The organism is Xanthomonas hortorum pv. cynarae (genome assembly GCF_002939985.1).
GTDB classification, from domain to species: domain Bacteria; phylum Pseudomonadota; class Gammaproteobacteria; order Xanthomonadales; family Xanthomonadaceae; genus Xanthomonas; species Xanthomonas hortorum_D.
This window is the reverse complement of sequence record NZ_MDFM01000047.1, coordinates 19,028-31,372: the sequence shown is the minus strand read 5'-3', so window position 1 is coordinate 31,372 and position 12,345 is coordinate 19,028. Positions and strand designations below refer to the sequence as shown.

Here is a 12,345-nt window from a genome sequence, read left to right as displayed (position 1 = left end):
GGTTCCACCCACTGCGCGAACACCGCATCGAGTTGCGCGTCCTTGACCCGCTTGCCCTTCTGCACGGTCTCGGCCTGCTGGAACATTGGCATGATCATCGCCATGCCGTCCGGCTTGGTCTTCAGATGCAGGCCCGGCGGCGTGTCCAGGAACTTGGCCCAGCGCGTGCGCACCTTGCCCCAATAACCCTGGGTGCCCTTCCAGTACGCATAGGCCGGGGCGAAATCGACCTCGGTGGTCTTGCGGTAATCGTTGAAGCCGAACTCGCGCGCGATCGCCTCCTGGCTGCCATCGGGCTTGCGCAGCACCTTGGTGTTGAACTGTTCGTGGGTCCAGCCGTTGGGCGTGAGCGTGTGGCGATTGATCACCGATAGCGCGTTGTAGTCGCTGCGCTTGGTGTATTCGCGGCGCGGCAACGGGCGCCAGCTCAGATCGCTGGTCCAGGTGGGATGACCCTCGGCATAGTCCCAGCGACCGGTGCCGCAATAGCGTGGCGCATCGCTGACTTCGTACACGCATTGCGTCCATGCGCCGGTGGTGACTGCCGGCGGCAGCGCATGCACCGTCCAGGTCTGCTCGGCAGTGAACTCGAAACGCTGCGGCGCTTCATAGATCCAGTCCTGCCGCCAGTGCTTGGTCACATGCTTGCTTTTTTCATCGACCAGCAAGTGCTGCAGCACCACTTTGCGCGGTGAATCTTCGACCACGATGACCACTTCGCTGGCGCCGCTGCGCATGGCCGAGGCACGTTCGTAACCGGGCTTGAGCAGCACAGTTTCGTCGAAGGCGAAGTCCACGGCGTATTCGCCCTGCATTGCCAGGATGCTCTGGCGATCGCGCTGGGTGTCGGCGGCGGCAATCAACGGCAACAGGCTCAGCGTCAGTGCGATACAGCGGGGAAACTGTGGGCTCATCGGAACTCTCGTTGGTGGTCTCAGGAACGTCAGCGGCGCAAGCGCACCAGCGACTTCGTCATGTCGGATGGGTGGGTGCCGCTGGATGTGGTGGAGGCAGTACGCAAGGCGGCAGCGCGCGCGCAGCAGCAATCATCCACCGCCACGCGTCCGTCGATGCCCTCCTCGCGCGCCAGGCGTGCGGCCACTTCCGCGCCCAGTGCCGAGACTGTCGCCAGGCTGGCGACAAACGGTTGCTCGCGAGTGGCTGCCGTCTGCAGACGCAGTGCGCTCAATCGCCAGGCCTCACCGCGCATACGGCCGGCCAGACGACGCCACAGCCGCTCGCCAACGCCCAGCTCATGGGTTTCCATCGGCAGCGGCGGCAAGCGCGAGACCAGGCGATCCCAGATCAAAAAATCGCTGTCCGGCAACAGACAAATTCGCCAGCAGCAGTGTCCTTCGGCATCGAAGAACCAGATGCTTTCGCGCACGCCGTCGCTGTCGACCTGCCGGCATGCCGCCGCATCCACCGCGTGCTGCCAGCCATCCAGCTCGTTGCCCAGCGCGGGCCGATACAGACATAGCACCGTGCCCAGTGCCGCCAGCTGCTGCGGACGCGGCAGCGCTGCGCGGATGGCACGTGCATGCGACAACTGCGGCAGTGGGCGGGCGCTGGTCATGGCCGCTACCAGCTCACGGCCAGGCTGACCGAGGCGGTACGCCCGGCGCCGGTGAAGCGGTCGAGCACCGTGCTGCTGGCCAGCGTGCCGTTGGGCAGCGCGTTCCAGTCCACATAGCGGCGGTCGGCCAGATTGAAGATGCCGGCGGTGACCTTGGCGCCTGGCGCAAATTCCCAATGCCCCATCAGATCCAGCGTGGCGTAGCCGGCCGGCGTGTAATAGCTATCCAGCTGCGGGCGGCGTTTGCGTGCAACGACCGTGCCGATCAACTCTGCGCCCCAGCCATCGCTATCGAAGGCCACGCCGAAGGTGCCACGCAGCGGGTCGACCGAATTGAGCGGCGTGTCGTCGGTAAGATTGTCGCCTTCCGAGTAGGCGACGGCGCTGTTGAGCGACCAGCCCTGCCAGCCCGCCAGCGCGCCCAGATCGACACCGGCACGTGCTTCGGCGCCCTTGATCACCACATCGTCCACGTTGCGCGACTGGAACAGCATCAGCCCATCGGCGTTGAAGCCGGCCGGCGCATACGATTCGATGAAGTTGCGGTAATCGGTGTAATACACGGCGACGCCCAGATACCCGATCGCGTCGTTGAAGCGCAGCCCCAATTCGCCACCGCGGCTGGTCTCCGATTTCAGGTCCGGATTGGCGATGGCGGTGTAGCGCGCCTGCAGATTGGTGAAGCCGATATTGACGTCGTTGTACGGCGGGGCCCGGAAGCCGTGCGCGTAATTGGCATACGCCGACCATGCATCCGAGAAACGCCACACCGCACCGAACTTGGGCGAGACCTGGGTTTCGTCGATGGTCGCAGCGGCCACGCCGGGATTGTCTTCGCGGAAGATATCGTCCACCTGTGGCGAGAGGCGGAAATAATCCACGCGCACGCCGGGTGTCAGCGACAGCTTGCCGTCGAACAGGCGGATCTCGTCCTGCGCATATAACCCGAGCTTGGTGGTTTCGCTGTTGGGGAAATCGCGCACCGGGAACACGTCCTGGCCGACCCGGTTGGTCACCACGCCATTGGCAAGGTTCACCGAATACCCGTCGCGCTTGGCGCGCGTATCAGTCCAGGTGCCATCCAGACCGTAGGTGATGTCGTGGCTGAGCGTGCCGGTGTCGATGGACTTGTGCGCGTTGACCAGCAGCCCGTACACGCGCTGATCGAAATTGTGTTCGTTGTGGCGGCGCGTGTTGTTGCCGCGCAACTCATCGGTACGCTGCAGGCTTTCGCTGTCCTGGCGATACAACTGCCACTGCAGATCGTCGGCGAGCGCCCAATCCAGTGCATCCAGCTCGTGCCGCAGCGAGACGCGCGCACGGGTCTGATGGTCGCGCCCTTCCTGCGACAGAATGCGCAGCGAGGCCATCGCGTTGCGCGGGTCGATACCGGTCAAGGCATCGATGCTGCCGTAGTCTTCGTTGCCTTCCACGGTGAGCTTGAAGCGCTGTTGCGCGCTCGGCGCGTAGACGAGTTTGGCGAGCACGCTGCGGCCGTCGATGCGCTGCGGATTGGCTGCGGTGCGGGTGAAATCGCGGCTACGGTTGTCGCCCTGGTTCTGCGCTTCCTGACCCTGGCGGTGACTCACCGCCACCATGCCGCTCCAGCGCTCGCCGCCGAACGCGCCGGTGGCACCGGCGAACAGGCCGTTCCAGTCGCCCTCGTAGCCGAACTTCAGCCCGACGTAGCTGTGCTTGTCGGCGCTGAGATAATCGGCCGGGTCCTTGGTGACGAAGGCCACCACGCCGCCCAGCGCATCGGAACCGTACAAGGAGCTGGCCGGCCCGCGCACCACTTCGACGCGCTTGAGCGTTTCCAGATCGACGAAGTTGCGGTTGGCGTTGAGGTAGCTGCCGAAGCTGAAGGTATCCGACACCGGCACGTTGTCGACCAGGATCGCCACGCGGTTGCCGTCCAGCCCGCGGATGCGGATGCCGTTGGCGCCGGTGAAGCGGCCGCTGGTGCTGGTCACCGACACGCCGGGCGTGTAACGGAACAGATCCTTGAGCTCGCGCACCAGTTGGTTGTCCAGTTGTTCGCGGTCGATCACATCCACCGTGCTCGGCACATCGACCAGGGCGCGCTGGGTGCGCGTGGCGGTCACCTGCAGCCGGTTGAAGTCGTGCACCTCACGCGCGGCATCCCCGCTGCCGTCGAGTTCAGCAGCATGGGCACACAACGGAACAGCAGGCAGCGCCAGCGACAGCGCGACCACCAGCGGATGCAGGCGGATCATCGGAGACCTTCGAGAAGAACCCCCGACAGCGCGCGCTGTTGCAGACGCCGCGAGCGGCAGCCGAGGATAGAGAATGAAGTGGCGGGCGGCGGCGGCAACGCCCGCGGCAGACAGCTCCAATACCTGCGCGAGCGGGCATCGGGATGGTGAAGCGACTTAGAACATCGTGCGCGGCAATCAGGCTGCGGGAGCGAACGAGTACGGCTGATGCTGGCACCTGCCGACCTCGACCGCCCGCGCCCGCTTGGCGGTGCGCAGCGGGTTATCGGCGGTGTTACTTGGTCAGAATGAGCTTGTCGTTGCTGGTATGGCGCAGGCGATAGACGCGATCGCCATGCTGAATCAGCACTTCGCGACGGCCCTTGAGCAGCGCCTCGCTGCTGATGACGTCTTCTGCGGGGACAGCACGCGGGACGGCGCGGTCGCGCAGGTTGACCGGTTCGGAGCGAAGCAGCACGGGGTGAGCGGTCATGATCTGGATCTCCAGTCGGTTGGCCAGACAAATAATAACCATTCTCATTTAATGATCAAGAGCCATTCTCATTTGAATGCCTGGATCTTTAGATGAATCCACCAGCTTCGATTGCATTTATCAATCGATATGCACAGCGGTCGTGGCGCAGCTCCATCGTCCATCATGAAAAGCCTGCCGTCTCACATTCCAGCTGGAGCCAACCTGGCCCAGCTGGATCAACACCCCACCTCTCAGCGCGTGACCTCTTCCACCCGCGCCCAGTCAGCTGCATCGACCTTGGTCAGCGTCTCCAGCGCGCCGAGGTTTTCTTCCAGTTGCGCTACACGGCTGGCGCCGAGAATCACCGTGGACACATGCGGGTTGCGCAGGCACCAGGCGATGGCCAGGCGTGCGGGCGACTGGCCCAGCTCGGCGGCCAGCGCGCAGAACACGCGGGCACGTTCCAGGCGGCGGGCCTCCGGTGCACCCAGCACTTCGTCCTGCAACCAGTGATTGCCCGGCTGGCCCAGGCGGCTGTCGGCTTCCACGCCGGCGTTGTACTTGCCGGTCAACAGGCCCGAGGCCAGCGGTGACCAGATGGTGGTGCCCAGCCCGGCTTCGCATAGCGCGGCGTACTCGCGCTCCAACCGGTCGCGATGCAGCAGGTTGTATTGCGGCTGTTCCATCGACGGGGCGTGCAGATGCTCCTGCTCGGCGATGGCGATGGCGGCGCGCAACTGTTCGGCGCTCCATTCGGAGGTGCCCCAGTACATCACCTTGCCCTGGCGGATCAGTGCGTCCATGGCGCGCACGGTTTCCTGGATAGGCGTCTCCGGGTCGGGCCGGTGGCAGAAATACAGATCCAGATACTCCACGCGCAGGCGCTTGAGTGCGGCATGGCAGGCGTCGGTGATGTGCTTGCGCGAGAGTCCGCGCTGGGTCGGGCGCGGGCTGTCCACCGCGCCGAAGAACACCTTGCTCGAGACGCAATAGCCATCGCGCGGCAGGCGCAGGTCGGCGATCACATCGCCCATCACTTCTTCGGCGCGGCCGCGTGCGTAGACCTCGGCGTTGTCGAAGAAATTGATGCCATTGTCCCAGGCGGCAGCAATCAGGTTGCGCGCTTCGCTGCGCCCGATCTGCTTGCCGAAGGTGACCCAGGCCCCGAACGACAAGGCCGACAGCTGCAGCCCGGTGGAACCCAGACGACGGTAATGCATTGGCAGACTCCAACAACCTCCGCGGCGCCCTGCCCCGGATCGGCGTGCGCAGTGTAGGACGTGATGTTGCCGGGGCGACAGGGCATGTCGTACTGGCCTAATAATCACTGTGGATCCGCAGGTAAGCTGTTTGCCCGAAGGCATCGCTTTCCGATCAGCAGCCACGAAGAGTGGAAGCGCGGTGTCGTATCCGGGGGCGGGACCATGTGGCGGCATGGATGCCGCCACTGAGCCTCCATGGACGGATTCACGGCGTGTCCCGACACCGGATGCGGCGCCGCGCATCGACCGCTCCCACCCGCGACGTCTGACCGGTTTTTGAGAAAGCCTCGGTCACTGCGGGGCGCTTGCACGCGTACTGGCGTGGGACACGCCGCAAGTACGTCCGTGTAGGCTCTTCTGCGGCATCCATGCCGCATAAGGTCCCACGCCGGTACGCGCGCAAGCACCTTCGGCTGTCGTCGGCGACTGATGGAAAAGCAGCGTCTGGCTGCCGGATCGAATCACGCAGCGTGGCCTTCGCTGGCGTCATCGCGCTATCCCTTCCACTACCAGCAGTGAGTCGACTCCGCAAATCCCCCACTTTGCGCAAGCACGGCTTACCCGCTCGCCACTGCCGGCCTGCCAGCGCCCGCTGCATCTCGGCTGCGGGCTAAAGGGGAGCCTCTGAACACCGCTCGCCTTGCCCACCGTCACCCCCTGCTCTAGGCTTCTCGGTTTGCCGTCTGCGCCGGGGAATGGAATGGTCGAAGGTTTGGGAAGGATCGGCTTCGGCCTGTTCGGTCTGGCGGTGCTCATCGGCATCACCTGGCTGTTTTCGAACAACCGCCGCGCGATCGACTGGAAGCTGGTCGCCACCGGTCTGGCGCTGCAGATTTCGTTCGCCGCACTGGTGCTGCTGGTGCCGGGCGGGCGCGACGTGTTCGACTGGCTGGGCCAGGGCTTCGTGAGGGTGCTGAGCTTCGTCAATGAGGGCTCCAGCTTCATTTTCGGCAGCCTGATGGACATCAACAGCAACGGCTTCATTTTTGCGTTCCAGGTGCTGCCCACCATCATCTTCTTCTCCGCGCTGATGGGCGTGCTTTACCACCTGGGCGTGATGCAGGTGATCGTGCGTGCGATGGCCTGGGCGATCACCAAGGTGATGCGCGTGTCGGGGGCGGAAACCACCAGCGTGTGCGCCAGCGTGTTCATCGGCCAGACCGAGGCGCCGCTGACGGTGCGCCCGTACATACCCAAGATGACCCAGTCCGAGCTGCTGACGATGATGATCGGCGGCATGGCGCATATCGCCGGTGGCGTGCTGGCAGCGTACGTCGGCATGCTCGGCGGCAGCGACCCTGCGCAGCAGGCGTTCTACGCCAAGCACCTGCTCGCCGCCAGCATCATGGCCGCGCCCGCCACCCTGGTGGTGGCCAAGCTGCTGGTGCCGGAAACCGGCACCCCGCTGACCCGCGGCACGGTCAAGATGGAAGTGGAAAAGACCACCAGCAATGTAATCGATGCGGCTGCGGCCGGCGCCGGCGATGGCTTGCGGCTGGCGCTGAATATCGGCGCGATGCTGCTGGCCTTCATCGCGTTGATCGCGTTGATCAACGCACCGCTGACCTGGTTGGGCGATGTCACCGGCGCCGCCAAGGCGCTGGGCCATCCGACCAACCTGTCGACGATCTTCGGCTACGTGCTGGCGCCAATCGCCTGGGTGATCGGCACCCCGTGGGTGGACGCGACCACGGTCGGCTCGCTGATCGGCCAGAAAGTGGTGATCAACGAGTTCGTCGCCTATAGCGAGCTGTCGCGGATCGTGAAGGGCGAAGTGCCGGGCGTGGGCCTGAGCGCCGAAGGCCGGCTGATTGCCACGTATGCGCTGTGCGGCTTTGCCAACTTCAGCTCGATCGCGATCCAGATCGGCGGCATCGGCGGTCTGGCACCGGAACGCCGTCACGATCTGGCCAAGTTCGGCCTGCGCGCCGTGCTCGGCGGTTCGATCGCAACGTTCATGACCGCTACCATTGCCGGCGTGCTCTCGCATTTTGGTTGAGGCGGCGCGGGTTCATCGGTGTGCCGGTCTAATCGCTGCACGCCAGGTTTCATTCAGTCATTCAAGTTAAGGGTATTTATGAGTTCGGTCGTCGTTGTCGGGTCCTTCAATGTCGATCACGTGTGGCGCTGTGATGTCCTGCCCGCGCCGGGTGCCACCATCGCCGGTCGCTATAGCACCGGCCCCGGGGGCAAGGGGTTCAATCAGGCGGTCGCGGCCGCGCGTGCCGGCGCCAAGACGCATTTTTTGTGCGCGCTGGGCGACGATGCCGGTGGTGCACTGGCACGCTCGCTGGCCGCGCACGACGGCTTCGCGCTGATCGCCGAGCCCAGCAATGAGCCAACCGGCACCGGCGGTATCTACGTCGATGCGCACGGTCGCAACACCATCGTGATCGGTGCCGGCGCCAATTCGGTGCTGAGCGCCGCGTTCGTCGACAACCAGCGCGCGCTGGTCGCCGCGTCCCAGGTATTGCTGGCGCAGCTGGAATCGCCGGCAGAAACCATCGAATCGGCGCTGGCATTGGCGCGTGAGTGCGGCGTACTGACCGTGCTCAACGCCGCGCCGGCGAATGCGCCAACCTCGATCGGTCTGCTCAAGTTGTCGGATGTGCTGACGCCCAACGAAACCGAATTCGCCGCCCTGCTCGGCCGCCATGTCGGCGAACGCATCAACGCCGACGATGTGGCGGCGCTGGACGGCAACACGCTGCATTCGCTATGCCGCAAGTTGCTGCCGGGCGGCACCGTGGTGGTGACGTTGGGTTCGGTGGGCGCGTTCATTTCGCACGCCGAAGAACAGCTGCGTGGCGATACGGCCGCGCATTACCGCGTGGGCGCGGAAAGCGCGCAGACGGTCGACACCACCGGCGCCGGCGATGCCTTCAACGGCGCACTGGTGGCCTCGCTGGCGCAGTCGCCCAGCGCCAGCTTCATTACCCACGTGCGCTTTGCCACCCGCTATGCCGCGCGCTCCACCGAAGTGGAGGGCGCTGCTACCTCGATGCCGCGGATGGTGCCCGAACCGGCGGTGTGATCCGCACGCTTCACGCGATCAACGAAGGCGACCGCAGCGATGCGGTCGCCTTTTGCGTTCAGGGCGTTGGCCTGCACGTTAGAGACTGTTTTTGATTGGCGAACGGCATGTTGAGACCTGCCTGCCGACGGATGCTGCGAACCGCGCTCCCAGCGGAACTTCGGTCTTGTTCCTCGGACAGTCGCTCGGGTAAGGAGGCGAGGCGTGATGCAGCGTCGGGCGCCGTACCCTCATCCGGCGCTGACGCGCCACCTTCTCCCGAGGGGAGAAGGATGGAGAAGCCCCTCTCCCCGCGGGGCGAGAAGGCGCTGCTTACGCGCCACTGGCGCGTGTGCCTTGGAGCGCCCGCGCCGCAAGCGCGGGCAGGGGCGCGAAGCGGGGGTTGGGGTGAGGGTACGGCGGAAAACCAGTCAACTCCGCAGCGCAGTTGGTGTGAGGTACGGCCAACCAATACTCCCGCCACTGTCGTCCTTTACACGTCGCACTTTGCCAATCACGCCGACATCGCTCGAACGACTCCTAGCAATCGCTCAGACCGAAGCCCGCAAGCGCTCTTACGATTCCCCAATCCCCATTCCCGACTCCCCCTTCCCCTCCCAGCTACAATGCCGCCATGCATATCGGCCCCTATACCATCGACCCCAAGGTGATCCTGGCCCCGATGGCCGGCGTCACCGACAAGCCGTTCCGGCTGTTGTGCAAGCGACTGGGCGCGGGGCTCGCGGTGTCGGAGATGACCATCTCCGATCCGCGTTTCTGGGGCACGCGCAAATCGCTGCACCGCATGGACCATGCCGGCGAGCCGGATCCGATCAGCGTGCAGATCGCCGGCACCGAGCCGCAGCAGCTGGCCGAGGCCGCGCGCTACAACGTGGACCACGGCGCGCAGCTGATCGACATCAACATGGGTTGCCCGGCAAAGAAAGTCTGCAATGCCTGGGCCGGCTCGGCGCTGATGCGCGACGAAGACCTGGTGGCGCGGATCCTGCGCGCAGTGGTGCAGGCGGTGGACGTGCCGGTCACGTTGAAAATCCGCACCGGGTGGGATTGCGATCATCGCAACGGCCCGACCATTGCGCGCATTGCGCAGGACTGCGGCATCGCCGCGCTGGCAGTGCACGGGCGCACCCGCGATCAGCATTACACCGGCAGTGCGGAGTACGCGACGATAGCGCAGATCAAGGCCGCGCTGCAGATTCCGGTGATCGCCAATGGCGATATCGATTCGCCGCAGAAGGCGGCACAGGTGCTGCGCGCCACCGGCGTAGATGCGGTGATGATCGGCCGCGCCGCGCAGGGGCGGCCGTGGATCTTCGGCGAGGTGGCGCATTACCTGGCCACCGGCGAGCTGTTGCCGCCGCCGTCGTTGGCGTTGGTGCGCGACACCTTGCTTGGCCATCTGGAAGCGCTGCATGCGTTCTACGGGCAGCCGCAAGGTGTGCGCATCGCGCGCAAGCATCTGGGCTGGTACGCCAAGGATCACCCGCAAAGCGCCGACTTCCGCGCGGTAGTCAATCGCGCCGAAACACCAGAGGCGCAGCTGGCGCTGACCCGCGATTATTTCGATGCGTTGATCGCCGGCGTGTCGCCGGCGCTGTCGGCCGCAGCCTGAACCTGATTTTTCTAGCTTCACTTTTTTGAGAGCTGCACGCATGAGCGCACCTGGCGATACACCCACCTATCTGCATGGTTTTTCGCCTACCGAACAGGCACGCCTGCTCAAACAGGCGCGCTTGCTCGAAGCCACCTTGTTCAATCAGATCGACTACAGTGGCGCGCGACGTCTGCTGGAAGTGGGCAGCGGCGTGGGCGCGCAAACCGAGATCCTGTTGCGCCGCTTTCCCGATCTGCACGTGACCGGCGTGGACTTGAGCGAAGCGCAGTTGGGCGCGGCACGCGCGAATCTAGAGCGGCTGGCGTGGTGCCGCGAGCGCTACACCTTGCAACAGGCCGATGCGACCGACCTGCCGTTCGAAGCGCGTCAATTCGATGCGGCATTCCTGTGTTGGGTACTCGAACATGTGCCCTCGCCCGCACGCGTGCTCAACGAAGTGCGCCGCGTGCTGTTGCCCGGTTCGCCGGTGTACGTCACTGAGGTCATGAATGCCTCGTTCCTGCTGCATCCGTACTCGCCGAATCTGTGGCGCTACTGGATGGCGTTCAACGATTTTCAGCACGACCAGGGCGGCGATCCGTTCGTCGGCGCCAAGCTGGGCAACCTGCTGCTGGCCGGCGGTTTTCGCGATGTGCAGACCGAGATCAAGACGCTGCACCTGGACAACCGCGAGCCGGGCCGACGCAAGACCATGATCGGGTTCTGGGAAGAAGTGCTGCTGTCGGCGGCCGAGCAATTGCTGCAGGCCGGCGCGGTCAGCGCAGACACCGTGGACGGTATGCGCCGCGAACTGGCGCAGGTGCACAGCGACCCGAATGCGGTGTTCTTCTATTCGTTTGTGCAGGCGCGCGCCACGGTGTATTGAGCCGCCGCCGAGAGGGTCTACTGCGCCATTCTATTGAGTGACCGGCGCAGGTGCGGCGGCATGTTCCAGATCGCCGGTCAGCACCGTGCCGGCCGGCTCGTGCCAGATGCGGTGCCACATTTGCGCCAGCACTTCGCCGATCTGATCGCGTGCCACCGGCGCCCGGTAGGCCGCCTGGACCTGCCGCGGCGCAATCGGCTGCCACTGCCCGTCTTCGCGATGGGCGACCACGAAGTTGAAGTTGTAGTCCGGCTCCAGGCCCATGCGCAGATCGCTGAGCATCAACTCGTCGTCGACCAGGCGCGCGCGCATGAAGCCGCGATTGAACCAGGTCAGCCGGCGCACCGAATCGAACCTAGCCACTTCGCCCAAGGCCTGGGTGTTGCTGGAATAGCCGCGGAACTGCATCGGGCCCTTGTCGGCCACCAGCGAGCGCTCGCCGATCACATAGCCGTTGGGCGTCATCGCCACCACCCGCCATAACAAGGTATTGAGCGGCATCGGCACCGAGAAGCGCGGCGCATCCTTCAAACCGAGTGCGGCCAGCGCGCGATCGGCTTCGCGGTCGACCAGGTGCTTGGCCAGCAGCGACCAACCCAGATACGCAGAACTCAATGCTAGGCCGATCACCAACGCGTGCTGGGCAAGCGGCCGCGCACGTGCAAACCACGCCACTGCACAGGCCAGCAACAGCCATAGCGTGTAGCCCGGATCGATGATGAATACACTCGACCACATCGCCGGATGCGGCTGCAACGGCCACCACAGCTGGGTGCCATAGACGGTAAAGGCATCCAGCAAGGGGTGCGTGATCAAGGCCAGTTGAATCGCCCAGAACCAGCGCTTGGGCGCACTGGCCACGCGCCGGTTGCCGTAGCGGCGGTACAGCCACCAGATCACCCAACCGACGAAGGGCAGCACCAACAACGAATGGCTGGCGCTGCGATGCACGGTCATCTGCGTGACCGGGTCACTGGTAAAGGGCAGCAGCGCCAGTGCGTCGAGATCGGGCAAGGTGCCCAGTGCCGCGCCGGCCAACAAGGCGGCACGGCGCTGTCCGGCCGGGGCGATGGCGGCAGCGACGGCGCCGCCGAGAACGATCTGGGTCAATGAATCCATCGCCCGATGCTAGCAGGCCCAACATGCATTGGCAGGCATGTTTGTACGCGTTTTCAGTCGAATGCAGGGCGATCGTCCGCGAGGCTTGGCTGGTCGTCCTGCACGGCAGCGCCTTGCTGCCACCGACGTCTGCTTAACTCCATTGCCACCTGTTCAGGCGCACAATGCAACGGACATGCGGGG

Annotated in this window: 10 protein-coding genes; 4 read left to right on the top strand and 6 right to left on the bottom strand. The window is 65.0% G+C overall.

Annotated features, from left to right (window positions below):
• The 5 genes from XcyCFBP4188_RS21020 to XcyCFBP4188_RS21000 form a co-directional block, all read right to left on the bottom strand.
• A partial coding sequence (locus XcyCFBP4188_RS21020) for a DUF6607 family protein (protein ID WP_104592799.1) occupies positions 1–914 on the bottom strand: 914 nt, incomplete at its 3' end.
• 29 nt (positions 915–943) lie between these two features.
• A complete protein-coding gene (locus XcyCFBP4188_RS21015; protein WP_006452926.1) occupies positions 944–1,576 on the bottom strand; it encodes a ChuX/HutX family heme-like substrate-binding protein in 633 nt (210 codons plus the stop codon).
• 5 nt (positions 1,577–1,581) lie between these two features.
• The gene (locus XcyCFBP4188_RS21010) at positions 1,582–3,813 is read right to left on the bottom strand and encodes a TonB-dependent hemoglobin/transferrin/lactoferrin family receptor (protein ID WP_006452925.1); all 2,232 of its coding nucleotides are present in this window, start codon (positions 3,811–3,813) and stop codon (positions 1,582–1,584) included.
• A gap of 274 nt (positions 3,814–4,087) precedes the next feature.
• A complete protein-coding gene (gene hemP / locus XcyCFBP4188_RS21005; protein ID WP_023902748.1) occupies positions 4,088–4,327 on the bottom strand; it encodes a hemin uptake protein HemP in 240 nt (79 codons plus the stop codon).
• 191 nt (positions 4,328–4,518) lie between these two features.
• Positions 4,519–5,487, bottom strand: a complete 969-nt coding sequence (locus XcyCFBP4188_RS21000) for a potassium channel beta subunit family protein (protein ID WP_006452923.1) — start codon at positions 5,485–5,487, stop codon at positions 4,519–4,521.
• 742 nt (positions 5,488–6,229) lie between these two features.
• Between XcyCFBP4188_RS21000 and XcyCFBP4188_RS20995 the strand changes: the two genes are divergently transcribed.
• The 4 genes from XcyCFBP4188_RS20995 to XcyCFBP4188_RS20980 all read left to right on the top strand — a co-directional run bounded on the left by XcyCFBP4188_RS20995 (position 6,230) and on the right by XcyCFBP4188_RS20980 (position 11,043).
• Positions 6,230–7,528: a NupC/NupG family nucleoside CNT transporter gene (locus XcyCFBP4188_RS20995; protein WP_006451423.1), complete on the top strand. Its 1,299-nt coding sequence runs from the start codon at positions 6,230–6,232 to the stop codon at positions 7,526–7,528.
• Positions 7,529–7,606: 78 nt separating this feature from the next.
• Positions 7,607–8,563 carry a ribokinase gene (locus XcyCFBP4188_RS20990; protein WP_006451422.1) on the top strand — a complete coding sequence of 319 codons (957 nt, stop codon included), beginning with the start codon at positions 7,607–7,609 and terminating at the stop codon, positions 8,561–8,563.
• A gap of 613 nt (positions 8,564–9,176) precedes the next feature.
• On the top strand, positions 9,177–10,175 hold the full coding sequence (gene dusB / locus XcyCFBP4188_RS20985; RefSeq protein WP_046932993.1) for a tRNA dihydrouridine synthase DusB: 999 nt from the start codon (positions 9,177–9,179) through the stop codon (positions 10,173–10,175).
• Positions 10,176–10,215: 40 nt separating this feature from the next.
• Positions 10,216–11,043 carry a methyltransferase domain-containing protein gene (locus tag XcyCFBP4188_RS20980; RefSeq protein ID WP_104592798.1) on the top strand — a complete coding sequence of 276 codons (828 nt, stop codon included), beginning with the start codon at positions 10,216–10,218 and terminating at the stop codon, positions 11,041–11,043.
• A 30-nt stretch (positions 11,044–11,073) separates the two neighbouring features.
• On the opposite strand, the gene XcyCFBP4188_RS20975 is transcribed toward XcyCFBP4188_RS20980, so the two are convergent.
• A complete protein-coding gene (locus XcyCFBP4188_RS20975; protein WP_006448525.1) occupies positions 11,074–12,162 on the bottom strand; it encodes a metal-dependent hydrolase in 1,089 nt (362 codons plus the stop codon).
• Positions 12,163–12,345: the final 183 nt, after the last annotated feature.

Coding starts and splice junctions, on each gene's coding strand:
- XcyCFBP4188_RS21015 (WP_006452926.1), bottom strand. CDS start 1,576: ATGACCAGCGCCCGCCCACTGCCGCAGTTGTCGCATGCACGTGCCATC.
- XcyCFBP4188_RS21010 (WP_006452925.1), bottom strand. CDS start 3,813: ATGATCCGCCTGCATCCGCTGGTGGTCGCGCTGTCGCTGGCGCTGCCT.
- hemP (WP_023902748.1), bottom strand. CDS start 4,327: ATGGTTATTATTTGTCTGGCCAACCGACTGGAGATCCAGATCATGACC.
- XcyCFBP4188_RS21000 (WP_006452923.1), bottom strand. CDS start 5,487: ATGCATTACCGTCGTCTGGGTTCCACCGGGCTGCAGCTGTCGGCCTTG.
- XcyCFBP4188_RS20995 (WP_006451423.1), top strand. CDS start 6,230: ATGGTCGAAGGTTTGGGAAGGATCGGCTTCGGCCTGTTCGGTCTGGCG.
- XcyCFBP4188_RS20990 (WP_006451422.1), top strand. CDS start 7,607: ATGAGTTCGGTCGTCGTTGTCGGGTCCTTCAATGTCGATCACGTGTGG.
- dusB (WP_046932993.1), top strand. CDS start 9,177: ATGCATATCGGCCCCTATACCATCGACCCCAAGGTGATCCTGGCCCCG.
- XcyCFBP4188_RS20980 (WP_104592798.1), top strand. CDS start 10,216: ATGAGCGCACCTGGCGATACACCCACCTATCTGCATGGTTTTTCGCCT.
- XcyCFBP4188_RS20975 (WP_006448525.1), bottom strand. CDS start 12,162: ATGGATTCATTGACCCAGATCGTTCTCGGCGGCGCCGTCGCTGCCGCC.